This is a genomic window from Hymenobacter glacialis, assembly GCF_001816165.1.
Classification (GTDB): domain Bacteria; phylum Bacteroidota; class Bacteroidia; order Cytophagales; family Hymenobacteraceae; genus Hymenobacter; species Hymenobacter glacialis.
The window spans coordinates 71698-97649 of sequence record NZ_MDZC01000010.1; the positions used below are offsets into that span (position 1 = coordinate 71698).

Consider the following 25952-nt stretch of genomic DNA (forward strand, 5'->3'; position numbering starts at 1 on the left):
TAATTACCTTTGTGGGCCGAGGTGGCAATTTATTTTCTGTTTTCCTTCATGCAAGTATCCCAAATGGCGGCCGGCCTAAGCGGCTCCGAGATTATAAGAATAGGCAACCAGGTAAGCGAGCAGGTGCGTCAGGGCGCCAACATCTGCAATCTGACCATTGGCGATTTCGACCCCAGCATTTTTGCCATTCCCGCCGAGCTGAACCGGGGTATTACGGAAGCCTACCGGGCCGGCCACACCAACTACCCACCCGCCGCGGGCATCGTGGAGCTGCGCGAGGCCGTTTCAGCCTTCCTGAAAACCCGCCAGGGCCTGGACTACGGCCTCAACGACATCCTCGTGGCCGGGGGCTCACGGCCGCTCATCTACGCCACCTACCGCGCCCTGGTCGACCCCGGCGACCGGGTGGTGTTCCCCCTGCCCAGCTGGAACAACAACCACTATTGCCACCTCACCGGGGCCACGCCCGTGGCGGTGCCCACGCGGCCTGAAAACAACTTCATGCCCACCGCGGCCGACCTGGCCCCGCACCTGGCCGGCGCCACGCTCCTGGCCCTGTGCTCCCCACTAAACCCCACCGGCACGGTGTTCACCAAAGCCGGCCTGCAGGAAATCTGCGACCTGGTACTGGCCGAGAACCAGCGCCGCGGCCCCGATGAAAAGCCGCTCTACGTCCTCTACGACCAGATTTACTGGCTGCTCACCTTCGGCGAAACCCAGCACCACGACCCCGTAAGCCTGCGCCCCGAGCTCCGGCCCTATGTGGTTTACATTGATGGCATCTCGAAGTGCTTTGCCGCTACCGGCGTGCGCGTGGGCTACGGCTTCGGCCCCACGGCCATCATCGAGAAGATGAAGTCCATCCTGGGCCACGTTGGGGCCTGGGCGCCCAAGGCCGAGCAGGTAGCCACCGCCCACTACCTCCCCGAAGCCGCCGCCGTGGACACCTTCATAGCCGACATGAAAACCAAGCTGCAGAACTCCCTGCAAGCATTTTTCGCGGGCCTAAAGGAGTTGCAGGCCCAGGGTTACCCGGTCGATGCCGTAGTGCCGGCCGGCGCCATCTACCTCACCGCCAAAATCGACGTGCTGGGCCGCACCGCGCCCGACGGCACCGTGCTCACCACCACTGCCGAGCTCACTTCCTACCTCATTTCCGAAGCCAAGCTGGCGCTGGTGCCGTTCAGCGCCTTCGGCTCGCCCGCCACGGAGCCCTGGTTCCGTGCCTCGGTGGGCGCCGAAACAGTAGAGTCGATTCAGGCCGCCCTGCCCCGGCTGCGGGCGGCGCTGGATAAGCTAGCGCGCTAAGTTTCGCGAAGTTTAAAAAGGGAAGTCTCGCAAAGCTTGATGCTCTATCATCCTTTGCGAGACTTCCCTTTTTAAACTTTGCGAAACCTTGCGCGCTAGCCTTTGGCCGTGAGCGTCACATAAGGAATGATGCACTCCTCCAGCGAGATGCCACCGTGCTGGAATGTGTCCTTGTAGTAGTTCACGTAGTAGTTGTAGTTGTTTGGGTAGGCGAAGAAGTAGTCGCCGATGGTGAACACATAAGCCGTGCTCACGTTTTCGCGTGGCAGGAAAATGGATTCCGGTTTGCGCACCACGTACACGTCGCGCGAGTCCTCAAAGCCCAGGTTTTTGCCGTGCTTGTAGCGCAGGTTGGTGTTGGTGTTGCGGTCGCCCACAATCTTGTAGGGGCGCTTGCAGCGGATGGTGCCGTGGTCGGTGGTGATGATGAGCTTGCCTTTTTTATCGGCAATCTGCTGCATCATTTCATACAGCGGCGAGTGCAGGAACCACGAGCGGGTGATGCTGCGGTAGGCCGACTCATCGGCCGCCAGCTCCCGAATCATGGCCATGTCGGTGCGGGCGTGCGAGAGCATGTCCACGAAGTTGTACACGATGACGTTGCACTTGTAGTTGTTGTGCAGGTTGCTCATCTTGCCCAGCAAGTCCTTGCCAGCCTGCAGGTTGGTCACCTTGTGGTAGCTGTACTTGGCCTTCTGGTTGTTCTTCTGGAAATTGATTTCCATGAACTCGGCTTCGTGCAGGTTTTTGCCTTCGTCGTCTTGGTCGTCCACCCACAGGTTGGGGTATTTCTTTTGAATCTCACTCGGCATCATGCCCGAGAAAATAGCGTTGCGGGCATAGGCGGTGGTGGTGGGCAGAATGGCGTAGTACATCTCCTCACTGTCCACCGTGAACAGCTCGGTGATGATGGGCTCCAGCACCTTCCACTGGTCGTAGCGCAGGTTGTCGATGAGCACAAAGTACACGGGCGTGTCGCCGGTGGCCTTCATGGTAGGGAACACCCGCTCCTTAAACAGCTGGTGCGACATGAGCGGCGCGTTCTTGTCGTCGCCGTTCACCCAGTCCTCGTAATCTTCGGTAATGAAGCGGCCGAAGTAGGTATTGGCCTCGTCCTTCTGCATGTTGAAGACTTCGGCCATGCTCTTGCCTTCCGTCTCGTTGATTTCCAGCTCCCAGTACACCAGCTTCTTGTACACATCGGCCCACTCGGCGGGCGTGAGGCGGTCGGAGAGCTGCATGCCCAGCTGGCGGAAGTCACGCTGGTAGCCGCTATTAGTGGCCTCGCTCACCAGGCGCTTGTTGTCGAGCACCTTTTTCACCGAAAGCAGTATCTGACTGGGGTTCACGGGCTTGATGAGGTAGTCGGCAATCTTGGCGCCGATGGCCGACTCCATGATGTGCTCTTCCTCGCTCTTGGTAATCATCACCACGGGCACCGTGGGCCGAATGGCCTTAATCTCGGTGAGGGTTTGCAGGCCCGTCAGGCCGGGCATGTTCTCATCCAGAAACACGAGGTCGTAGCTCTTTTCCTGAATCTCCTCAATGGCATCGGCGCCGCTGTTCACAGGCGTTACGTCGTAGCCTTTTTCTTTCAAAAACAGCAAATGGGGCTTGAGCAAGTCGATTTCGTCGTCGGCCCAAAGAATGGTGGTTTGTTGCATGGAATAGCGCCAGTAGTAAAAAGGCGATTAGGCGGAACGCGCCGTAAGAGGCGTTCGCGGGTGAATTGTTGCCGAATAAAGGTCCAGCTTACGGATAGAACGGTGGAATGCAAGTACTAGTGCCTTGCCCACTGTTCACGCCGCAATACATTACCGCAAACATGGCGGTTTGGTTGTTGATTTAAAAGCAGCTCATCAGTAGTAAAGCCCTTTGGCTCCGAAGGTCACCCTTCACTCGCATTTGGCTAACAATTTCCTACCACGGCCAAACCCCACGCGGGTGTTGTTCTTTTGCAGCACGATTCCTATTGTTACCCCGTCTCGTTGGCGTGCTGCTGACGCCCCCTATGAATAAAAAGAAAATTTTCAACGACCCGGTGTACGGGTTCGTCACCATTCCTACGGAATTCTTATTTGACCTCATCGAGCACCGGTATTTCCAGCGGCTGCGCCGGATTCAGCAGCTGGGGCTCACCGGGTTTGTGTATCCGGGGGCGTTGCACACCCGCTTTCACCACGCGCTGGGCGCCATGCACCTCATGTCGCTGGCCCTGCGCACACTCAAGGACAAGGGTGTGAAAATTTCGGCGGCCGAGGGCGAAGCCGCTCTGGCTGCCATTCTGCTGCACGACATCGGCCACGGCCCGCTCTCCCACGCCCTGGAAACCGCCATTTTTCAGGACGTGCCGCACGAGCAGCTGTCTCTGTTTCTGATGGAACGGCTCAACGTGGAGTTTGAAGGCAAGCTGACGCTGGCCATCGAGATGTTTAAGGGAACTTACAAGCGGCCGTTTTTTCATCAGCTGGTGAGCAGCCAGCTCGACATGGACCGGCTTGATTACCTCAACCGCGACTCCTTTTACACTGGCGTGGAAGAAGGCCGGCCCGGCGCCGACCGCCTCATTAAAATGCTGCGCGTGCACGAAGAGCGGCTGGTGCTGGAAGAAAAAGCCGTGTACTCCGTGGAGAATTTCCTGGTGAGCCGCCGGCTGATGTACTGGCAGGTGTACCTGCACAAAACCGTGACCAGCGCCGAGCAAATGGTGATACGGGTAATTCAGCGGGCCCGCGACCTGGCCCGCCAGGGCGTGGACGTGCCCGCCAACTCCTGCCTGGGCTACTTTCTGGGCCGCGCCGTAAACCTCAGCGATTTCGAGCGCGACGACAAAATCCTCAGCCATTTCGTGGAGCTGGACGACCACGACTTTTGGTCGGCTATAAAAAACTGGGCCAGCCACCCCGATAAAGTCCTCAGCTACCTTGCCCAAAGCATCCTGCACCGCAACCTGCTCAAAATAGTGCTGGCCCCGGAGCCCTTCGACGAAGACTTTCGCTTGGGAATTCAGGAGCTGATTGAGGAAAAATTCAACCTGCCGCCCGAAGAAGCCGCTTTGCTCATGATTCCCGGCCGCTTGAGCAACAGCGCCTATAACGCCGAAAGCCAGGAACCTATCGAAATCCTGACCAAGAAAGGCGACGTGGTGAACGTGATGGAAGCCTCTGACCTGCCCAATATCCGGGCCCTCAGTCAGCGCGTCGAGAAATTCTACATCTGCTACCCCAAGGAGATTGTTTAGTAGTGGTTAACTGTGAGTGGTTAGTGGTCAGTGTCTTTTCATTCCTCGATTTACCGCTCACCGCTAATTGCTCACTACTAATCATTAACCGTTAACCACTCACCACTACTTTTGCCGCCCATGGAATTTACTATTCAGCAAATCGCCGAAGTCCTCAACGGCAGCGTGGAAGGCGACGCCACCCAGCGCATCAGCAGCCTGGCCAAGATTGAGGAAGCCCAGGCCGGCTCCCTTACTTTCCTTTCCAACGCCAAGTACGAGGCGTTTTTGTACGAAACCAAGGCCTCAGTGGTCATTGTGGCCCGCACGCTGGAGTTGCGGCACGCCATTAACTCCGCCCTTATCCGGGTCGATGACCCCTACTCGGCATTTAGCCAGCTGCTCGAATTCTACGCCCAGGCCACCCGCACGGGCAAGCGTGGCGTCGAGCAGCCTTCTTTCATGGCCGAAACCTCGGAAATCGGCCCCGGGCATTACCGTGGCGCGTTTTCTTACATCGGCGAGAATTGCAAGCTGGGCGAAAACGTCCTCATTTTCCCACAGGCTTACATCGGCGACCGGGTCACCATCGGGGCGGGCAGCATTATCCACGCCGGCGCCAGAATTTACGCCGATACGGTCATTGGCCAGTTTTGTGTGGTGAAAGCCGGCGCCGTGGTTGGCACCGACGGCTTCGGCTTCGCGCCCCAGCCCGACGGCTCCTACAAGGCCATCCCTCAAATTGGCAACGTGGTGCTGGAAGACTTCGTGAGCATCGGGGCCAATGCCACCATCGATTGCGCCACGCTGGGTTCTACGCGCATCGGCCGGGGCAGTAAGATTGACAACCTGGTGCAGCTGGCCCACAACGTTGAAATTGGGCAGCACACCGTTATTGCCTCGCAGAGCGGCATCGCCGGCTCGGCCAAAATCGGTGACCATTGCGTGTTGGCCGGGCAGGTGGGCATGGCCGGCCACGTCACGCTGGCCAACCGAACCACGGTTACGGCCCAGTCGGGCGTGGGCAAAAACGTGAAGCAGGAAGGCCTGATTCTGCAGGGCTCCACGGCCTTCGACTTCAAGCAAAACCAGCGCGCCCAAATCGTTTTCCGGCGCCTGCCCGAGCTGGAGCATCGCGTCGAACGCCTGGAGAAGGCAAAAAGCACAACGGAAAAGCCCTAGCTTTGCAGCCGGGTTGAGCTGTTAGCTAATAGCCATTAATTATTAGCTTCGTTTTTCCTCGCAGTCTGGCCCCGCTTAATTTTGAGCTAACAGCTAACGGCTATTAGCTACCAGCTAAAGAATGAACGACAAGCAACACACTATCCAGGCGCCCGTTACGGTGCGCGGCATTGGTCTCCACACCGGCGTAGAAGCCACCATGACGTTTTGCCCCGCGCCGGTGGGCCACGGCTTCAAGTTCCAGCGCGTGGATTTGCCCGGCCAGCCGGTGGTAGACGCCGATGTGGACAATGTAGTGGACCTGAGCCGCGGCACCACCATCGAGCAGAACGGCGCCCGCATCAACACCGTGGAGCACACGCTGGCCGCGCTGGTGGGCATGCAGCTCGACAACGTACTGATTCAGCTCTCGGGCCCCGAGCCGCCCATCATGGACGGTTCGTCGGCTGAGTTTATCAAGGCGCTGGAATCGGTGGGCCTGCAGGAGCAAAACGCCCTGCGCAACTACTACGAAATTCCGGAAAGCATTCGGTACGTGGACAATGCCCGCGGCGTGGAGATTGCCGCGCTGCCCCTGTCTGATTACCGCCTCACGGTGATGGTGGACTACAACTCGCCGGTGCTGGGCTCCCAGCACGCCACGCTGGCCGACATTGGCCAGTTTGGGGCCGAGATTGCCTCGTCGCGCACGTTTTGCTTTCTGCATGAGCTGGAAATGCTCTACAAAAACAACCTCATCCGCGGCGGCGATTTGAGCAATGCCATTGTGGTGGTAGACCGCGTGGTGACCGACGACGAACTCAACGACTTGGCCAAAATGCTGGGCAAGCCCCGCGTGTCGGTGAAGAAAGAAGGCATTTTGAACAACGTGGACCTGCGCCACAAAAACGAGCCTGCCCGCCACAAGCTGCTCGACCTCGTGGGCGACCTCGCCCTGGTAGGCCGGCCCCTGAAAGGCCAGATTCTGGCCGCCCGCCCCGGCCACGCGGCCAACGTGGCCTTTGCCAAACGCATCAAGAAGAAAATGCTGGAGGCCCACAGCAACCCCGTGCCGCAGTACGACCCCAGCCGCGAGCCGGTGATGGACATCAACCGCATTATGCAGGTACTGCCCCATCGCTACCCCTTCCTGCTGATTGACAAAATCATTCACCTCGACGACCAGATGGTGACTTCGGTGAAGAACGTGACCATGAACGAGCCGTTCTTTCAGGGCCACTTCCCCGGCAACCCCATCATGCCCGGCGTGCTGCAGGTAGAGGCCATGGCCCAGACCGGCGGCATTCTGGTGATGAACACCGTGCCCGACCCCGAGAACTACTGGCAGTATTTCCTGGGCATTGAAAATTGCCGTTTCCGCAAAAAAGTATTGCCCGGCGACACCATCCTGTTTCACTGCCAGCTACTGGCCCCCATCAAGCGCGGCATTGCCAAAATGCGCGGCCAGGCCTTCGTGAATGGCAAAGTGGTGATGGATGCCGAAATGAGCGCCGCCATCGTTCGCAAAGACGCGTAATTTTTAATTATGAGTTATGAATTATGAATGACTTGTTTATTTAGGTCCATTCGCAACTCATAATTCATAATTAATAATTTATAATTTTCTGAAAGAAGAATGATTTCCCCCCTCGCCTACATCCATCCCTCAGCTCGCCTCGCGCAGGGCGTAACCGTTGAACCGTTTACGACCATCGCCGCTGATGTCGAAATTGGGGAAGGCAGCTGGATTGGGCCGAATGTCACCATCATGGACGGGGCCCGAATTGGGAAACATTGCCAGATATTTCCTGGTGCCGTGGTGAGTGCCGTACCCCAGGACCTGAAATTTGCCGGCGAGCAAACCACGGCCGTAATCGGGGACTACACCGTGCTGCGCGAGTGCGTGACCGTGAACCGCGGCACCGTGGACCGGGGCCGCACCGTGGTGGGCAGCCACTGCCTGCTGCAGGCCTACGTGCACGTGGCGCACGACTGCATCATCGGCGACCATTGCGTGGTTTCCAATTCGGTGCAGATTGCCGGGCACGTCACGGTGGGCGACTGGGCCATTCTGGGCGGCACCTCTGCTATTCATCAATTTGTAACAATTGGAGCGCACGCTTTTCTGGGCGGTGGCTCCCTGGTGCGCAAAGACATCCCGCCGTTTGTGAAAGCGGCCCGCGAGCCCCTCACCTACGCCGGAATAAACTCGGTGGGCCTGCGCCGGCGTGGCTTTTCCGAGGAGCAGGTGAATGAACTGCACAACCTATACCGCCTGCTTTTTCTGGGCGGCATGAATACGCAGGACGCCCTGGCTCGCATTGAGGCAGAAATCCGTCCTTCGACCGAACGTGACCTGGCGCTGGACTTTGTGCGGGCTGCCACCAGGGGCATTATCAAAGGCCCCAAGCGCGAACGGACCGACCTCGACGGCGACGCCGATTAGTCCCGGTTCACCATGCAGATTACCACCGCGGGCCTGGGCAAGCGCTTTCAGCGCGACTGGATTTTCCGGGGCCTCACGCGCACGTTCCGGCCCGGCAGCGCCACTGCCGTGCTGGGGCCCAACGGTGCCGGCAAAAGCACGCTACTCAATACCTTGTCGGGTCAGTTGCTACCCACCGATGGCACTGTGACCTACACCGTGGCAGGCCGGGCCGTGGCCGTAGAGGACGTGCCGCAGCACCTGGCCTACGCAGCTCCCTACCTGGAGCTGCTCGAAGAGCTGACGCTGCTGGAGCTGCTGCAGTTTCATACGCGCTTCAAGCCCCTGCGGCCTTTGGTCACGCTCGATAAGCTGATTGGCCTGATGTACCTGGAGCGGGGCCGCCACCAGCTGGTACGCGAGTTTTCCTCGGGAATGAAGCAGCGCCTTAAGCTGGGGCTGGCGCTGTACGCCGACGCGCCACTGCTCCTGCTCGACGAGCCCACCACCAACCTGGACGCCACCGGCGTGGCCTGGTACCAGGAGCACGTGCAAGCCACCAAAGCCGGCCGCACCCTGCTGCTGAGCTCCAACGTGCCAGCAGAATATGCCTTTTGCGACGAGCAATTGTTGGTGACGGACTACCAAAAACCTACGGCCTAGCGTAGCGTTATAGCGCCACGCAAGTGGCTAATTTATTGGGATAATCGAGCACTACTCCTCAGCAATAATGCGGCCTGGGCGGGCGGCACGGTTCTTTTAGCCGCTCAGTTCCGAGCTTGGATATTCAATCTGAAATGAGCCCGCGCCGTATCTTCGCCTGCACCAAAGACACAATTATTCACTTCAACCAATCCCGCCCCGGCCATGATAGATAACGACGACCTGGACGACGACTTGCTCGACGACGACGACAACTTGGACTCCTACGCCTCAAAAGGCGGCGCGGCCGCGCTGGGCAATACGGAGGACCGACTTTCGGCTAAATACGCCGACTACCTGATGTGGACGGATACGGGTTCCACCCACGACGAAGCGCTGGACCTCGCCAACATGACCGAAGAGGAATTTGTGGAAGCCGAGCGGGCCGAAAATTCCGACCGCGGCGGTTTCACCAGCCTTGATGACGACGACGATGACTTCGCTGATGACGACGACGACGACGCCGACGAAGGCTACAGCAGCGGCCGGCGCAACAGCCGCGGCTCCAGCTTCGACAGCGACGACTACTAAGCTACGCACCCCAAAACACCCGAACACGAAACCAAAAAAGCCCGTCTGCAGCTGCAGACGGGCTTTTTTGGTTTCGTGTTCGCAATACAAGAGGCGTAAGCGAGAATTAATTGGATGCCCGATAGCCCAGCGAGGTATCGCCTGCCTCCCGGCAACTGCTACCGAGCACCTACCCTTTATTTCCTGCCAAAAACCTGCTTAAGCAAGTCAGTGGTGCGGGCAGCGGGATTCTTACGAATCTTGCCTTCTTCTTTGGCCAACAGGATGAATAATCCATCTACTGCCTTCTGGGTGGTGTAGGCCGTGAGGTCGGTCTGCACGGGCGTCATAAGCGGAATGCGATTGTACTGGCTTGTCATCCTGGCGTAGGCCTTACCAGCCCCTACCTGGTCGATGGCGGCGCTGATGTCGGGCTGGAACGCGGCAATGAGCTGGGCCTCGGTAGACCTGCGCAGGAACTGGGTGGCCGCATCGGTGGAGCTGCTGGTAACCAGGGTCAGGGCATCGGTGATGCTGATGTTGGCCAGGGCGTTGAGGAAAATATCCTTGGCCTTGGGAGCGGCGGCTTCGGCGGCCCGGTTGAGCTGGGTTTCGAAGGTGCCAATCAGCGTATTCATGCCCGGAAACCTGCTCAGGGTGGTTTTCATCAGGATGGCATCCTCGGGGAAAGGAATATGGATGTCGTCGTTGGTATTGAAGCCATCGGGCTCGGAGGCGAACTGCACCGCCTTCAGAATGCCTTTGTTCAGGGCTTCTTTGATGCCGGCGCTGGCCTGCGACTCGGTGAGGGGCGCGGGTGGCGGCGTGGCGGCGGCAGCTCTGGCAGCAGCGGCATCGGCGGCAGCCGCGTTGGCAGCAGCCGTCTTAGCAGCAGCGGCTTTGGTGGCAGCGGCTTTCTTGGCGGCGGCGGTCCTGGCCGCGGCGGCTTTGGTGGCGGCCGCTTTCTTGGCGGCAGTGGTTTGGGCGTGGGCGGCGGGGGCCGCAGTGGCCAGCAGGCCAGCCACCAGCAGGGCGCTGGCAATTCGAGTTAACATGGAATAAACTACTGCGACGGGAAAACCGGATGGCCCCTGTGGCTGTCCTTGGACCGCCGCGTGTGCAAATTGAAGACAATTTTGCGGCCAAACCTATTTTCAGCTCCCCCATATGCCCTCCCCTGCCCCAATTAGCCACTTTTCCGATACGCCCATTCACCTTACCGCGCCGCCGGACGTTGAAATAATGACCATTGGCGACGAGCTGCTATATGGTCAGGTTGTGGATACCAACTCGGCCTATATGGGGCAGGAATTGGGGAAAATCGGGCTGCGGGTGCGCCAAATATCGTCGGTGTCGGACCGGGCCGATGAAATGGCGGCGGCGCTGGACCTGGCCCGGCAGCGGGCCCAGGTAGTGCTCATCACCGGCGGCCTGGGCCCCACCAAAGACGACCTGACCAAGCACGTGCTGGCCCGCTACTTTGGCACCGAGCTGGTGATGCACGAGCCCACGCTGCACCACGTGGAGGAAATATTCCGCCGCTACGACCGGCCCATGCTCGACGCGAACCGCCAGCAGGCTCTGGTGCCCGCCAACTGCACGGTGCTGCACAACGCCGTGGGCACCGCGCCCGGCATGTGGTTCTACGACCAGGGAACCGTGTTTGTGAGCATGCCCGGCGTGCCCTTCGAAATGAAACGCCTGATGACCGACCACGTGCTGCCCCGCCTGCAGGCGCAATACGATTTGGCCCCCATCGAGCACGTGGTGGTGATGACCGCCGGCCTGGGCGAATCATTCCTGGCCGCCAAAATAGCGGATTGGGAGGACGCCCTGCCCCCCAACATCAAACTGGCCTACCTGCCCAGCTTCGGCGCCGTGCGCCTGCGCCTAACCGGCACCGCCGACGGCCTGCCCGACCTGCGCGGCCGCATGCTGGCCCTGCTGCCAGTGCTGCGTGAGCGCATCGGCGAGTACATTTTTGCGGAAGAAGAAACCACCCTGGAGGCCGCCATCGGCAAATTGCTGACCGCCCAGAACCTGACCGTGGGCACGGCCGAAAGCTGCACGGGCGGCCTCGTGGCGCATCGGCTCACGGGCGTGCCGGGCAGCTCGGCGTATTTCCGGGGTAGCATCGTGGCCTACCACAACGACATTAAGCAGCAGGAGTTGGGCGTAAAGTCCGAAACGCTGGCGCAGTTTGGAGCCGTGAGCGAGGCCACCGTGCGCGAGATGGCCGAAGGAGCCCGCCTGCGCCTGGGCGTGGACGTGGCCGTGGCCACCAGCGGCATAGCCGGTCCCGGCGGCGCCACCGGCACCAAAAAGGTGGGCACCGTGTGCCTGGCCTACGCCGATGCCACCCAGACCATCAGCAAAGAGTACGTGCTGGACCGCGGCCGGGCCCTCAACGTGGAATACGCCGCCCAGTCGCTACTCACCCTGCTGCATCAGCAGCTGGCTCAGAAGCAGGTGTAAGCCGTCATGCCGAGCGTAGCCGAGGCATCTCGCGTGCTTCGTTAGACGGTGCGAGCGAGATGCCTCGGCTGCGCTCGGCATAACAAAACGCAATACGGCTACTCTTGCACGACTCCCTAAAAGCAACGGCCCCGGTTCCAATTGGAACCGGGGCCGTTGCTTTATGCAATTGTAGTTTCTAATACCTACGCCACTTTGGGCTGGTCGCTGGGCAGCTTGCGCATTATTTCGTGGCCCATCTTGTCGCGCTTGGTGGTCAGGTAAGCCTCGTTGTGCGGGTTGGAGTCGATTTCGATGGGCAGCGTGTCCACTATTATCAGGCCGTAGCCCACAAGGCCCGTGCGCTTGCGCGGGTTGTTGGTAAGCAGACGCATTTCCGTGATGCCAAGGTCGCGCAGGATTTGGGCGCCCACGCCGTAGTCGCGCTCGTCGCTCTTGAAACCTAGCTCTTCGTTGGCCTGCACGGTGTCGCGGCCCTGCTCCTGGAGCTTGTAGGCTTTGAGCTTGTTGATGAGGCCGATGCCGCGGCCTTCCTGGTTCATGTACACGACCACGCCGCGGCCTTCGCGCTCAATCTGGCGCATGGCCTGGTGCAGCTGCGGGCCGCAGTCGCAGCGGCAGGAACCGAAAATGTCGCCGGTCACGCAGGAGCTGTGCACGCGCACCAGCACCGGCTCGGAGCCGCTGATGTCGCCCTTCACCAGGGCGAGGTGCTGCACGCCGTTGCTGCGCTGGGTATAGGCGTACAGGTCGAAATCGCCCCACTCGGTGGGCATTTTCACGGAAATGTCGCGGTGAATCAGGCTCTCGTGCGCCAGGCGGAACTTGATAAGGTCTTGCACTGAAATCAGCTTCAGGTCCCACTTCTTGGCCACGATTTCAAGGTCGGGCAGGCGCGCCATCTCGCCGTCTTCCTTTAGAATTTCAACCAGCACTCCGGCGGGCTCAAACCCAGCCAGACGGGCCAGGTCTACGGCTGCTTCGGTGTGGCCGGCGCGGCGGAGCACGCCTTCTTTGCGGGCTTTGAGGGGGAAGATGTGGCCCGGCTTGCCCAGTTCTTCGGGCTTGGTGGCGGGGTCGATGAGGGCCAGAATGGTCTTGCTGCGGTCGGAAGCGGATATGCCGGTGGTCACGCCGTTCTTCAGCAAGTCCACCGATACCGTGAAAGGCGTGGCGTGCAGGGCAGTGTTGTAGCCCACCATCAGGTCCAGGCCCAACTCTTCGCAGCGTTGCTCGGGCAGGGAGGCGCACACCAAGCCCCGGCCGTGGGTGGCCATAAAATTGATGATTTCCGGGGTGGCGCACTGCGCGGCGCAAATGAAGTCGCCTTCGTTTTCGCGGTCTTCGTCGTCAACAACAATAACAACCTTGCCCGCGCGGATGTCGGCAATGGCGGATTCGATGGTATCAAGCATGGGTGGGGATATTTCGGGACATAACAGCGGCAGCCGGTGCAAAGTTAGCCCACCCCGCGGGTCCTCACCCAAACAGGGCGTTGAGGCGGGAGGTGGCGGCGGCCCAATTGTAGCTGTTCTTTACAAAGTCCAGCCCGCGGGTAGCTAGCTGCGCGGCCCCGGCCGAGTCGTCTAACAGCGTGCTGATGGCGTCGGCCAGGGCCGCACCGCCTTCGGCCACGCAGAGCTGCTCCCCGCTGCTACCGCCCAGCGCATTATTGGCCAGGGGCGTGGTCACGCAGGGCAGCTGCATGGCCATGGCTTCCAGCAGCTTGTTTTGCAGGCCCGTGCCCACCCGCATAGGGGCCACAAATACCCGGGCCGCCGCGTAGGCCGCCCGAATATCCGGCACCCAGCCACTTACTTCGACCTGCGCCGAGGCCAGCGCCTGCACCCGGGGCGCGGGCGTGGTGCCGGCAATGAGCAGCCGTGCCGCCGGATGCCGGGCGCGCACCAACGGCATTATTTCTTCAGCTAGAAAGCAGGCGGCGTCCACGTTGGGGTGGTAGCCCATGTTACCGCAAAACAGCACATCGTACTGCTTACGGGCTAAAGGCTGAGGCTGGAAGAATTCGGTGTCAATGCCATTCAGCACGATGCTCACCTCGTTGCGCCGGGGGTGCTGAATGAGTTGCCGGTCCTGGTCGCTGATGATGGTGTGGTGCTGAAACCAGCCAAACGCTTCCGCCTCGTACTGCTGCAGGCGCTGGGCTTCGAGGGCCAGCACGGGGCGCTGCCACCAGGGAGCCTGGGTGGCCCGGCGCGCCATACCCGCCGATAGCACATCCATGTAATCCAGCGTCATGGGCAGGCGGCCGACCTGCGGCCGCAGGTATTCGGCCATGCGAATAAGCTGGCAGTAGATGTGCTCCGGCTTAAAGGCGGCAATCAACTCATCCAGCTGCCGCTGGGCGGCGGCATCGTAGAAATACCCCACCTGCAGCGGCCGGCCCGTGGCCAAGGCTTTGGCCATGTTGAGGGCTATGCCCGGCCGGTGCAGCCGGTGCACCACCACGCCGCCCCGGTAGAACGGCCGCACGGCAGCATCACCCTCGGCGGATACTTCCTCATCAGACAGCGCGAAAAGGGCAATTTCGTGGCGAGTGGCCAGGTAGCGCAGCTGGTGGTAGGCACGCAGCTTGTCGCCCTTGTCGAGCGGATACGGGAAACGCGAAAGCAGCACCAGCAGCCTCATGCGGGCGGGGAATGCGCGGGCGTGCCGGCCGGGGCCGGCAGCAGCAGTCGCTGGTACAAGGCCTCAAACTGCGCCACCACCCGGCGGTTGTCGTAGACGTCGGTGGCGGTGCGGGCCGCTTCGGCGCCAATGCGCGTCAGGTCGAGTTCGCCGCGCGCCCAGGCCCGTAGGGTCTGTAGCCAGGCGGCGGCGCCGTCGCGCAGCAGCAGGTTCTGCCCATCGTGCGCGGCAATGCCTTCGGCCCCCAGGCTGGTACTGAGAATGGCCTTGCCCAGGGTCATGCCCTCGATGATTTTGACGCGCATGCCGCCCCCGCTGAGCAGGGGCACCAGCATCAGCTCGTACTGCTGCATAAAATCGGGTGCTGATTCCACGAAGCCCTGCACGAAGACGTTGTCGGTGCGCGGGGCCAGCAGGTGGGCCGGCGTGTTACGGCCGGCAATGTGCAGTTCCACATCGGGCGCTTCGGCGTGGAAAATGGGCCACACTTCGCGCAAAAACCACTCGACGCCCTCCTGGTTGGGCAGCCAGTCGAGGGAGCCTATCATAAACAGCGTGCGCGGCCGGGCCCGGATGGCGGGGTCGGGCTGCACGCGGCTCAACTCGACGCCGGCGGGGATGAACACCACCGGCTCGGGGCAGTGCAGGGCCCGCAGGCGGGTAGCATCGCCGGGGGTGATGGCGGCCACGGCGTCGAACTGTCGCAGGTAGCGCCGCTCAAATGTTTCGAGCCTAGTGGCCAGGGTTTGCAGGAAAAACCGCTTTAGCGCGTTGGGTTCGCGCCGGGCCAGCATCTGCCAGATGGTGTATTCCACGTTGTGAGCCCGTAGCACCAGGGGTGGTACCCGAAAATCGGCGCGGTGCTGGCGGCCCAGCAATTCGGCGTACCAGGCCACAAACGTGCCTTCCATCTGCACGATGTCCACTTTTTCGGTGCGTAGAATTTCCAATAGTGCCTCGCCCACTGCGGGGCTCATGAAGCGCTCCACGTTGTAGGGCTGGCGGCTGAAAAGCAGGTTTTTGAGCGCCTTGGCGGGAGCAATATCCGTGTTCACGTCCACCAGCACCAGCCGCAAACCGGGGCCCAGGTGCGCAAGGGCATTGGCGGGCTGGCGGTGCTTGGGCGTGTTGATGGCCAGCAGCGTGACCTGGTGGCCGGCCTGCACCAGTCCGGCCGCCACATCGTACATGGCAATGGCGCCGCCGTCGTGGGGCGGAAACGGAACGCGCGGACAAAGCTGGAGGATGTGCATTTGGTTGAATTATGAATTATAAATTTTGAGTAATGAATTATTCGGGGCGTATCGGCCAATTCATAATTCGTAACTCATCATTCATAATTCCCACTAGAGCTGCCGGTACTGTACCTCAAAACTCTCAATTTGCGCTTCGCTGCCCAGCACGAGCAGCACATCGCCGGGCGCGGGCACATAGTCAGGCGAGGGACTGACCAGTAGGGAGCCGTTGTGCTGGCGCAGGCCGATGATGGTGGCGCCGGTGCGGGAACGGATGTCGAGCTCGCGAATGCTTTGGCCCTGCCGGTCCTGGCGAATTTGCGCGTAGGACAGCTCTTCGAGCCGCAGCTTATCGGCGCTCAGGCCCGAAATCAGGTCGAGGAAGCGGATAACTTCGGGCCGCACCACCAGGTTGGCCATGTGCGAGCCGCCAATTTCGTCGGGCATCACTACGGAGTTGGCCCCGGCCGAAATCAGCTTGCTTTCCGACGTTTTGTAGGAAGCGCGGGCAATAATGTTTAACCGCGAATTCAGGGCACGGGCCGAAAGGGCCACGAAGACGTTGTCGGCGTCGGAGGGCAGGGCCGTGATGAGAGCAGAGGCTCTGGCCACGCCGGCTTGTTGGAGCACGAGGTCGTTGGTGGCGTCGCCGAAAACTGCAAAGATGCGGCCTGTAGCCATGGGGTCTTCTTCGTTTTCTCCGTCGTTGAGGCTTTTGATTAGCTGCTCGTCCTGCTCAATTACGACCACCCGCGCGCCGTTCATCACAAGGTCATGATGGGCTTTGCGGCCGTTGCGGCCAAAGCCACACAAAATTACGTGCCCACTGAACCGCTTAATTTCCTGGTCTACCCGATACATCTTAAATATTTTACGCAGTTCACCGTCAAATATAAACGTGGAGAACACCGACACGAGGTACGCCACCACCACGAGGTTGTAGAGGATGTAGAACGAGACAAACAGCCGCCCCTCCTGCGAAAAGGTGTGAATTTCGCCAAAACCCACCGTGGCCACGGTGGTCACGGTCATGTAAAAGGCGTCGATAATGCCGTAGTTCTCCACCACTATAAAGCCCGTCATGCCAAACACCAGGCTCAGCACCGTGAGGATGAGGGCCAGCAGCAGGCGGTTGATGTCGAAGCGACTTAGCATTTTTATTTTGGCACAAATCCGAAGCCGTTTTCCGAGAGGCGAGGCCCGCGGAAACCGGGCCGGCCGGTGCCACAAAGATGCGCAACGGCGGCTGACGTTCGGTTTTTATTAGAGAAGGATTACGCGCTGCGGCCCACCACGGTGCCCAGCAGGGCCCCCAGTTCGTTGTCCAGCTCTTTGAGGCGTTTGATGTCGCCCAGAATTTCAAACATCTCGGCGTCTTCCAGCGGGTGGCGCAGCTTTTCGAGGCAAATGTCCAGCTCGCGCTGCACGTGCACCTTGTTGAGGCGCAGCACGGCGTTGTCGCAGGCCAGCTTGGGCAGGTCCACTTCGTTGAAAACGTAGATTTCCTTGTTGCGCCAGTTCGGGCTGATTTCGTAGCGTTCGGTGGCCAGGTCCGTGATGAGGCTGCGGATGTCGGCGCGCTCGTTCTGGGCCAGCAGGCGGGCGTCGGGGAAGCGGCCGGCCAGCAGCTCCTGCCGGCAAATTTCCCACATCTCGGCAAAAAGCGGCACCGTGAGCGGGGTTTCGCCCAGCTCCCCCAGCAGGTAGGCCGCCACGCTGGTTTCGGCTTCCACCTCGCGGCCGGCGTAGAGCACCAGCAGGCGCAATACCTCGCGCTCGCAGAGCTTGAGCACGTCGGTCTGGTCGTCCTCTTCCTCGGCGGCGGCCTTGGCTGGTTGGTAGGAAATGCCTGCGCCCAGGATTTCTACGGTGGCTTCCTGGCCGCCGTACATCAGCATTTCGGCCTCTTCTTCGTCGGAAAGCGGGCGGCTGGCGGGGGCGGGCCGGCTGCCGGAATTAGGTTGATAGCCGGTATTGGCGCTGCCCGCGCCCTGGCCGTAGTTGCCGGCATTGCCACCGGAGCTGCCGCCGGCCGCCTTGGAGGGCGATTTTACCAGCTTGTTGTATTCGGTAATGAGCACCTGCTCGTCGATGCCGAACGTGGCCGAAGTCTGTTGCAAAAAAACCTGCCGCTTGATGGCGTCGGGCACTTTGGCAATGCTGTGCAGCACGTCGCGAATGGCTTCGGCCTTCTTCACCGGGTCGTTGCTGGCCTCGCGGGCCACCAGCGTGGTTTTGAAGGAAATAAAGTCCTGGCTCTTGGTTTCGATGTACTCCGTGAAGCGCTGGTCGCCCACTTTGCGGATGTAACTGTCGGGGTCGTCGCCGTCGGGAAAGAGCACCACGCGCACGTTCAGGCCGCCTTCGAGGATCAGGTCGGTGCCGCGCAGGGAGGCCTTGATGCCGGCGGCGTCGCCGTCGTAGAGCACCGTCACGTTGTCGGAATAGCGCTTGATGAGCCGAATCTGCCCCTCGGTGAGCGAGGTACCCGACGAGGCCACCACGTTTTTGATGCCGCCCTGATACAGGCTCAGCACGTCGAGGTAGCCTTCCACGAGGTAGCACACCTCCTGCGTCCGAATGGCCTGCCGCGCCTGAAACAGGCCGTAGAGCACATCCGACTTGTGGTAAATCTCCGACTCCGGCGAGTTGAGGTACTTCGCCATCTTGTCGTCGCGCTTCAGGGTGCGCGCCCCGAAGCCCACCACCCGGCCGCTGATGTTGTGAATGGGAAACATCACGCGGCCCCGGAACCGGTCGTAGCGCCGGCCGGTGTCGTGGCCCTGGTCGTCGGTTTTGATGACCGTGAGGCCGGTTTTTTCGAGGTATTTCTTGTCGTAGCCGCCGGTTTCGGCCGCCTTCAGCAGGTCGTCCCAGCTATCCAGGGAGTAGCCCAGCTCAAACTGCTGGATGGTGGCCAGGTTCAGGCCCCGTTCCTTGAGGTAGCCGTAGCCGATGCTCATGCCCTCCTCGGAGTTGAGCAGCAGACGGTGGAAGTGGTTTTTGGCCCAGTCGGAAACGATGAACTGCGAGTCCCGCTCGTTCTGCTCCAGCTGCTGCTGAGGCGTTTTTTCTTCCTCCTGAATCTCAATGGCGTATTTCTTGGCCAAGTATTTCAGGGCCTCCACGTAGCTGGTGCCCTCCACGTCCATCACAAACTGCACCACGCCGCCGGCCTTGCCGCAGCCGAAACACTTGTACAGGCTTTTGGCCGGATTGACGGAAAAGGACGGGGATTTTTCGTTGTGGAACGGGCACGGCGCCCACATATTCTGGCCTTTGCGCTTGAGCTGCACGAAGTCGCCGACTACCTCCACGATGTCGGCGGTTTGGATGATGTGGTCTACTAGTTCTTTGGGAATGCGGGCCATCTGGGGGCGGGAATGAAGCTTCTGGCGGCATCGTTCGCGTGTCAACCTCACCCCCTGACCCCCTCTCCAAAAAAGAGGGGGCACCGGCTCGTGAGGATAACTGCACGTGTGGACTGGTTGGGAGCAAGTCCGGTGCCCCCTCTTTTTTGGAGAGGGGGTCAGGGGGTGAGGTTGACACGCGAACAGTGCCGCCACAACAAATTTCGCCCTACTTTCTCCTGCGTCCTACCTTTGCCCGGAATAAACTCCGCGCAAGATGCCCGCATACCGTCCCGAAGAAATTGAAAAGAAGTGGCAGGCCCACTGGAAAGCGCACAGCACGTTCCAGGCCCGCAACCACTCCGAGAAGCCGAAGTACTACGTGCTCGATATGTTTCCATACCCGTCTGGCGCGGGGCTGCACGTAGGGCACCCGCTGGGCTACATTGCCTCCGATATCGTGACGCGCTTCAAGCGCCTGCAGGGCTTTAATGTGCTGCATCCCATGGGGTTCGACTCGTTTGGCCTGCCCGCCGAGCAGTACGCCATCCAGACCGGCCAGCACCCGGCTCTGACCACCGACCAGAACATTGAAACCTACATCAAGCAGCTCAGCAGCCTGGGCTTTAGCTACGACTGGAGCCGCGAAATCCGCACCTCCGACGCCAGCTACTACAAGTGGACGCAGTGGATTTTCCTCAAGCTGTTCAACTCTTGGTACAACCTCGACACCAACAAAGCTGAACCGCTGACGGCGCTGACGGCCCGCTTTGCCGAGCGCGGCAGCGAGGGCATTCGCGCGGCTGGCGACGAGGCCGACCGCCTCAGCTTCTCGGCCGGGCAGTGGCAGCTCTTCAACGAGCACCAGAAGCTAGCGGCGGTGCACTCCTACCGCCTGGCCTACCAGCAGGACACCTACGTGAACTGGTGCCCCGGCCTGGGCACGGTGCTCAGCAACGACGAGGTGAAGGACGGCCTGAGCGAGCGCGGCGGCTACCCCGTTGAACGCCGCCTCATGCCCCAGTGGAACCTGCGCATCACCGCCTACGCCGACCGCCTCCTGCAGGGCCTCGACACCCTGGACTGGCCCGACGCGGTGAAGGAAATGCAGCGCAACTGGATAGGCCGCAGCATCGGGGCCGAAGTAACCTTCCCGGTGCAGGGCTCCGAAACCGCGCAAATCAAGGTGTACACCACGCGGGTAGACACCATTTACGGCGCCACGTTTCTGGTGCTAGCACCCGAGCACGAGCTGGTGGACCAGCTGACCACGCCGGACCAGCGCGCCGCCGTGGACGAGTACATTGCCGCCACCAAGCGCCGCTCGGAGCGCGACCGCATGGCCGATACCAAAACCGTGTCGGGTGTATTCACGGGCGCCTATGGCCTGAACCCGGTGAACAACGAGCCCGTGCAAATCTGGCTGGCCGACTACGTGCTGGCCGGCTACGGCACCGGCGCCGTGATGGCCGTGCCCAGCGGCGACCAGCGCGACTACCTGTTTGCCACGCACTTCGGCCTGCCCATTCCGGCCATTTCCGACGCCCAGCAGAACCTCGACCAGCAGGCCGACCCTACCAAGGAAGGCCGCTACATCAACTCGGGCATCATCAACGGCCTCACTTACAAGGAGGCCACGCAGAAGCTCATTGCCTACCTCGAAGAGAAAGGATTGGGCCGCGGCAAGGTAAATTTCCGTTTGCGCGATTCTATTTTTGGCCGCCAACGCTACTGGGGCGAGCCCATTCCTATTTACTACAAGGACGGCACCGCGTATGGCATTGCCGAAAGCGACCTACCGCTGGTGCTCCCCGAAATCAACGAGTACAAGCCCACCGAGACCGGCGAGCCACCCCTGGGCCGCGCCCAAAACTGGCTCTACCGCGACCAGTACCCCTACGAGCTGAGCACCATGCCCGGCTGGGCGGGCTCGTCGTGGTACTACCTGCGCTACATGGACCCCACCAACGAAGCCCGCTTCGTGAGCGAAGAAGCCGAGCAGTACTGGGGCAACGTGGACCTCTACATGGGCGGTGCCGAGCACGCCACCGGCCACTTGCTATATGCGCGTTTCTGGTACCTGTTTCTGAAGGATTTGGGCCTCGTCAGCAGCAACGAGCCGTTTCAGAAACTGATTAATCAGGGGATGATTCTGGGGCGGTCGAATTTCTTGTATTTCCTGAATGTGATATGGAGCACTTCCCTTGGGGATGAGGATGCTACTAAAGTACCTACACCCCTTATTTACATATCCAAACCATTGCTTGACCGTTTTCTTGCCGGAAAACAAACGAATGAGGATGAAGAATTAGTCAAATCAGGTATTAAAACTGCAACCGCATCTTGGAGCAAAAAGCATAACCGAGACTACTATCCTGGCGCCATAAGTTATGAGCATTCGTTTGCTGCTCACGTAGATGTAAACATTGTTAATGATGATATTCTAGACGTTGAAGCAGCCAGAAAATGGCGTCCCGATTTTGAAGACGCAGTCTTTATTACCGAACCTAACGGTAAATACGTTTGCGGCACTGAAGTAGAGAAAATGTCGAAGTCAAAGCACAACGTTGTTAATCCCGACGTTCTAATTAGCAAATACGGTGCTGACGCCCTGCGCCTTTACGAGATGTTCCTCGGTCCGTTGGAGCAGTACAAGCCCTGGAACACCAACGGAATCAGCGGCGTGGGCAGCTTCCTCAAGAAGTTCTGGCGCCTCTTCCACCCCGAGGACGGCGACCTGGCCGTAACCGACGATACCCCTACGCCCGCCGAGCTGAAAGCCCTGCACAAAGCCATTCAGAAGGCGAAGGAGGACGTTGAGAAGTTCAGCTTCAATACTTCCGTCAGCCTGTTCATGATTACCGTGAACGAGCTCACGGCCCTCAAATGCCACAAGCGCGCCATTCTGGAGCCGCTGGTGCTGCTGGTGAGCCCGTTTGCGCCGCACCTGGCCGAGGAGCTGTGGCAGGAGCTGGGCCACAAGGCCGGCAGCGTGAGTAGCGCCCGCTACCCGGAGTTCCGCGAGGAATACCTGGTGGAAGACACCGTGACCTACCCGCTGGCCATCAATGGCAAGGTGCGCGACCAAATGCAGTTCGCCGCTGCCGCCACCGCTGCCGAGATTGAAACCGCCGTGCTGGCCTCGGATTTCCTGGCCCGGTTCGGCGAAGGGAAGTCGGCCAAAAAGGTAATTGTGGTGCCCGGCCGCATGGTAAACGTGGTGGTGTAATGACATCTGATTGACTGACACGAAAAAGGCCCGCTACGATGGTAGCGGGCCTTTTTTTCACATCTTCCCCAATCCTTCTGTCATGCTGAGCGCAGCGAAGTATCCTATCAAGCCCCAACGATTCGTTCGTCAGTAATAGGATGCTTCGCTGCGCTCAGCATGACAGAATAAACAAGCGCACCGTTGCCTAATCGCACTCCCGAATAGAAAGTACACCATCGCCTCACATTGCTGCCCCAAATGTGAGGCTCACACAGGCAGCGCCCACAACCTCGCGTCGCTAATGCATCTTTGCTTCGGGCAAGTCGTTTTTGTCCTCGCAATTCTTGTCTTTTTACCCTATGATGCTTCGAAGCCTACTTTCTCATTCTCCTGTCATTGCGCGGGCTGCTGGCCGTTGCCTGGCGTTGGGGGCACTGCTGGTACTGCCATTCACCGGCTCCGCTCAGAATGCTGCCGCCCAAGGGCCCCTGCTCACGCCCACGCAGTTTCTGGGCTATAAACTGGGCACGCAGTTCACCACCCACGCCGAGATTTTGCGCTACGTAGACCACGTGGTGGCCCACACGCCCGGCCGCATGAAGCTGGTGCCCTACGGCAAAACCTACGAGAACCGCCCCCTGGAAGTGGTGCAGATTGCCAGCGCCGAGACCTTCGGCCGGCTCGATGACGTGCGCCACAACAACCTGAAGCTAGCCGGTCTGGAAGCCGGCACCGGGCAGCGCCAGCAGCCAGCCGTGTGCTGGCTGAGCTACAACGTGCACGGCAACGAGGCCGTGAGCTCCGAAGCCGTGATGCAGGTACTCTACGACCTGGCCAACCCCCAGGACCAGCAGATGCAGGACTGGCTGAAAAACACCGTGGTCATCGTAGACCCCTGCGTGAACCCCGACGGCCGCGACCGCTACACCAACTGGTACAACCGCGTGCGCAACCGCGGCGTGAACGCCAACCCCGACTCCTGGGAGCACCACGAGCCCTGGCCCGGCGGCCGCTTCAACCACTATTATTTCGACCTGAACCGCGACTGGGCCTGGCAAACCCAGGTGGAATCCAAAAGTCGCATTGCCCTCTACAACCAGTGGCTGCCGGCCGTGCACGCCGACTTCCACGAGATGGGGCCGAACAACACCTACTACTTCTCCCCCGCCGCCAAGCCCTACCACGCCGACATCACGCCCTGGCAACGCAAGTTTCAGGACGTGCTGGGCGAGTACAACAAGGTGGCTTTCGACAAGAACAACTGGCTGTACTTCACCCGCGAGACCTACGACCTGTTTGCCCCTACCTACGGCGACACCTGGCCGACCTTCAACGGGGCCATTGGCATGACGTATGAGCAGGGCGGCGGCGGCCCGGCCGGCGTGGCCTACGCCCGCCTCGACGGCGACACCCTGACCCTGGACCAGCGCATTGCCCACCACCACGCCGCCAGCCGCGCCACCATTCAGGCCACCGCCGAACGCCACGACGACCTGCTGCGCGAGTTTGAAACCTACTTTACCACGGCCCGCACCAGGCCCCAGGGCGAGTACAAGTCCTACGTGCTCTCGGCCGGCAACGACCCCGGCCAGTTGCGCGCCCTCACGCAGTACCTGGAGCGCAACCAAATCAGCTACGGCTTTGCCGACAAGCGCACCCGCACCAAGGGCTACAACTACATTTCCGGAAAAAACGAAACGGTCGAAATCCAGCCCCGCGACGTGGTGGTGAGCATGTACCAGCCCAAGTCGACGCTGGTGAAGGTGCTGTTTGAGCCCCGCCCCCAGCTGGAAGATTCGCTCACCTACGACATCACGTCCTGGGCCTTGCCCTACGCGTTTGGCATGAAAGCCTACGCCCTCCCCGGCCGTTTAAGCGCTACGGCCCCGGCTCCCACCACGGCCATGGTACGCGGTAGCGCCGCCGCCACGGAGCGTCCCTACGCCTACCTGGCCCCCTGGAACACCATTCAGGACATGCGCTTTCTGAGCCGCCTGCTGCAGCAAAAAGTGAAGGTGCGTTATGCCGAAAAGGAGTTTGAATCGGAAGGCCAGAAATACGCACCCGGCACGCTGGTTATCACGCGCACCGGCAACGAGGCCATGGGCACGCGCTTCGACCAGCTGGTACGAGCGCAGGCCGATTCGGCCGGCACGGTGGTGACGGCCGTGAAATCTGGCTTTTCCACCACGGGCCGCGACCTGGGCTCCGGCACGGTGCACTTTGTGCAGCAACCCAAAGTAGCCGTGTTGGCAGGGCCCGGCGTCGACGCCACGGCCTTTGGCGAGGTGTGGCACTTTTTTGAGCAGCAGCTGGGCTACCCCGTCACGGTGCTGGGCACCGACTACCTCAGTCGTGTCCCTCTGCAGAAATACGACGTGCTGGTGCTGCCCAACGGCAACTACACCGATATTTACAACGACCGCAGCCTCGAAGGCCTGAAAGCCTGGGTGCGCGGCGGCGGCAAGCTCATTGCCATGGAAGGTGCCTCCCGGTTCCTGGCCAACAAAAAAGACTTCCTGCTCAAAACCAAAGTCGCTGATTCCGTCGCCATCAAAAAAGATGCAAAGGCCAATCCCTACAAGCTGCTGCGCCGCTACGGCGACTCCGACCGTGAGGAAGCCGGCGATGTGGTACAGGGCAGCGTGTACCGCGTGCAGCTCGACAATACCCACCCGCTGGCCTTTGGCTACGGCAGCACCTATTTCGCCCTGGTGCGCACCCCGCTCAACTACCAGTTTCTAGGCAAGGGCGGCTGGAACGTGGGCGTTATCAAGAAAGACAGCTACTCGGCCGGTTTCATCGGGGCCAAAGCCCGCAAAGAGCTGACCGATACGTTTGTGGTGGGCACTCAAGAAATGGGCCGCGGCCAGGTGGTATACCTGGGCGATAACCCACTGTTCCGGGCCTTCTGGCAAGGCGGCAAAATGCTCTTCGGCAACGCATTATTTTTGGTAGGGCAGTAAAGCTCAGCGAAGCTGACCACCAGAGGCGCACCGAAAGCCGACAACAAAAATGGTCATGCTGAGCGCAGCCGAAGCGTTTCTACCGCAATAGTAACTAGATTACTTATGCAGTAGAGATGCTTCGGCTGCGCTCAGCATGACCGTCTTTTTTTTATTCTATCCCAGTGCCCTCGCCTATCGCCTCACGGGCTGCTTTGGGCAGCGAGGCCCGCACCAGCGCGTACGAATGGTCAATCAGCTCGCGGAGCTGGGCCAGCGGAACACCGGTGCCAATGAGCACGGTGTTCCAGTGCTTTTTGCTCATGTGGTAGCCGGGCAGCACGTAGTCGTGGGCGTCGCGCAGTTCCAGCGCCCGCTCGGGGTCGCACTTGAGGTTGATGCTGCCGAAGGTATCAATATCGGTGAGGGCAAACATTTTGCCGCCCACCTTAAACACGAGGACTTCGGGACCGAAAGGGGTTTCCTCGGTCACGCCCGCCTTGGCCAGGCAATAATCGCGGAAATCCTCAATATTCATTAAATTCAGCGCTACACCACGTAGCGGAAAAACATCACGACCAGGCCCACCAGAAACATCGCCAAGCTGAGCTTATTGATGAAGTGCATGGTCTTCATGTTGAAGTTGTTCTTGCGGTTGGCGTCCTTGCCGCGGAAGTAATAACCGAGGACCGGACCGAAATTAAAGAGGTTCTTACCGTTCATGGTAGCAGGTATTTGGGTTCAGAAAGGTAACAAAAGAC

At 60.3% G+C, this 25952-nt stretch carries 19 protein-coding genes; 10 read left to right on the top strand and 9 right to left on the bottom strand.

Annotation, left to right across the window (positions count from 1 at the left end; genetic code table 11):
- Positions 1-48 precede the first annotated feature (48 nt).
- Entirely contained in the window at positions 49-1308 is a 1260-nt protein-coding gene (locus tag BEN48_RS00310; RefSeq protein WP_070731916.1) for a pyridoxal phosphate-dependent aminotransferase, read from the top strand.
- 95 nt (positions 1309-1403) lie between these two features.
- On the opposite strand, the gene porX is transcribed toward BEN48_RS00310, so the two are convergent.
- Positions 1404-2972, bottom strand: a complete 1569-nt coding sequence (gene porX, locus BEN48_RS00315) for a T9SS response regulator signal transducer PorX (RefSeq protein ID WP_070731803.1) — start codon at positions 2970-2972, stop codon at positions 1404-1406.
- A gap of 347 nt (positions 2973-3319) precedes the next feature.
- Between porX and BEN48_RS00320 the strand changes: the two genes are divergently transcribed.
- The 6 genes from BEN48_RS00320 to BEN48_RS00345 all read left to right on the top strand — a co-directional run bounded on the left by BEN48_RS00320 (position 3320) and on the right by BEN48_RS00345 (position 9347).
- Positions 3320-4549: an HD domain-containing protein gene (locus BEN48_RS00320; RefSeq protein ID WP_070731918.1), complete on the top strand. Its 1230-nt coding sequence runs from the start codon at positions 3320-3322 to the stop codon at positions 4547-4549.
- A 120-nt stretch (positions 4550-4669) separates the two neighbouring features.
- Positions 4670-5710 carry a UDP-3-O-(3-hydroxymyristoyl)glucosamine N-acyltransferase gene (gene lpxD / locus BEN48_RS00325; protein ID WP_070731805.1) on the top strand — a complete coding sequence of 347 codons (1041 nt, stop codon included), beginning with the start codon at positions 4670-4672 and terminating at the stop codon, positions 5708-5710.
- A 121-nt stretch (positions 5711-5831) separates the two neighbouring features.
- Positions 5832-7226 carry a bifunctional UDP-3-O-[3-hydroxymyristoyl] N-acetylglucosamine deacetylase/3-hydroxyacyl-ACP dehydratase gene (locus BEN48_RS00330; RefSeq protein WP_070731807.1) on the top strand — a complete coding sequence of 465 codons (1395 nt, stop codon included), beginning with the start codon at positions 5832-5834 and terminating at the stop codon, positions 7224-7226.
- Positions 7227-7325: 99 nt separating this feature from the next.
- Positions 7326-8135, top strand: coding sequence for an acyl-ACP--UDP-N-acetylglucosamine O-acyltransferase (lpxA, locus tag BEN48_RS00335; protein WP_070731809.1), 810 nt, complete (start codon positions 7326-7328; stop codon positions 8133-8135).
- 12 nt (positions 8136-8147) lie between these two features.
- The gene (locus BEN48_RS00340) at positions 8148-8777 is read left to right on the top strand and encodes an ABC transporter ATP-binding protein (RefSeq protein WP_070731811.1); all 630 of its coding nucleotides are present in this window, start codon (positions 8148-8150) and stop codon (positions 8775-8777) included.
- A 204-nt stretch (positions 8778-8981) separates the two neighbouring features.
- Positions 8982-9347, top strand: a complete 366-nt coding sequence (locus BEN48_RS00345; RefSeq protein ID WP_070731813.1) for a hypothetical protein — start codon at positions 8982-8984, stop codon at positions 9345-9347.
- A 176-nt stretch (positions 9348-9523) separates the two neighbouring features.
- Here BEN48_RS00345 and BEN48_RS00350 read toward each other — a convergent pair whose 3' ends face one another.
- Complete coding sequence (locus tag BEN48_RS00350) at positions 9524-10381, bottom strand: DUF4197 domain-containing protein (protein WP_083320609.1); 858 nt, start codon at positions 10379-10381, stop codon at positions 9524-9526.
- Positions 10382-10493: 112 nt separating this feature from the next.
- Between BEN48_RS00350 and BEN48_RS00355 the strand changes: the two genes are divergently transcribed.
- Positions 10494-11801, top strand: coding sequence for a competence/damage-inducible protein A (locus tag BEN48_RS00355; protein WP_083320610.1), 1308 nt, complete (start codon positions 10494-10496; stop codon positions 11799-11801).
- A 185-nt stretch (positions 11802-11986) separates the two neighbouring features.
- Here the strand turns inward: BEN48_RS00355 and BEN48_RS00360 are convergent, their stop codons facing one another.
- The 5 genes from BEN48_RS00360 to dnaG all read right to left on the bottom strand — a co-directional run bounded on the left by BEN48_RS00360 (position 11987) and on the right by dnaG (position 19056).
- Positions 11987-13216 (bottom strand): bifunctional 3,4-dihydroxy-2-butanone-4-phosphate synthase/GTP cyclohydrolase II, encoded by a 1230-nt coding sequence (locus tag BEN48_RS00360; protein WP_070731815.1) that lies wholly within the window; start codon positions 13214-13216, stop codon positions 11987-11989.
- A gap of 64 nt (positions 13217-13280) precedes the next feature.
- Entirely contained in the window at positions 13281-14450 is a 1170-nt protein-coding gene (locus BEN48_RS00365) for a glycosyltransferase (RefSeq protein ID WP_070731817.1), read from the bottom strand.
- Positions 14447-15703 (bottom strand): glycosyltransferase family 4 protein, encoded by a 1257-nt coding sequence (locus BEN48_RS00370; RefSeq protein ID WP_070731819.1) that lies wholly within the window; start codon positions 15701-15703, stop codon positions 14447-14449. The genes BEN48_RS00365 and BEN48_RS00370 overlap by 4 nt, the downstream gene beginning before the upstream one ends.
- A 93-nt stretch (positions 15704-15796) precedes the next feature.
- Positions 15797-16840 carry a potassium channel family protein gene (locus BEN48_RS00375; RefSeq protein ID WP_070731820.1) on the bottom strand — a complete coding sequence of 348 codons (1044 nt, stop codon included), beginning with the start codon at positions 16838-16840 and terminating at the stop codon, positions 15797-15799.
- A gap of 119 nt (positions 16841-16959) precedes the next feature.
- Positions 16960-19056, bottom strand: coding sequence for a DNA primase (gene dnaG, locus BEN48_RS00380; protein ID WP_070731822.1), 2097 nt, complete (start codon positions 19054-19056; stop codon positions 16960-16962).
- 256 nt (positions 19057-19312) lie between these two features.
- Between dnaG and BEN48_RS00385 the strand changes: the two genes are divergently transcribed.
- Both BEN48_RS00385 and BEN48_RS00390 read left to right on the top strand, forming a co-directional pair.
- A complete protein-coding gene (locus BEN48_RS00385; RefSeq protein WP_070731824.1) occupies positions 19313-22264 on the top strand; it encodes a leucine--tRNA ligase in 2952 nt (983 codons plus the stop codon).
- A gap of 341 nt (positions 22265-22605) precedes the next feature.
- Entirely contained in the window at positions 22606-25212 is a 2607-nt protein-coding gene (locus tag BEN48_RS00390) for a M14 family metallopeptidase (RefSeq protein WP_094122905.1), read from the top strand.
- A 151-nt stretch (positions 25213-25363) separates the two neighbouring features.
- On the opposite strand, the gene BEN48_RS00395 is transcribed toward BEN48_RS00390, so the two are convergent.
- On the bottom strand, positions 25364-25729 hold the full coding sequence (locus BEN48_RS00395) for an MmcQ/YjbR family DNA-binding protein (protein ID WP_070731826.1): 366 nt from the start codon (positions 25727-25729) through the stop codon (positions 25364-25366).
- Between the two features lie 11 nt (positions 25730-25740).
- The gene (locus BEN48_RS19260; RefSeq protein ID WP_193408643.1) at positions 25741-25914 is read right to left on the bottom strand and encodes a DUF6728 family protein; all 174 of its coding nucleotides are present in this window, start codon (positions 25912-25914) and stop codon (positions 25741-25743) included.
- Positions 25915-25952 lie beyond the last annotated feature (38 nt).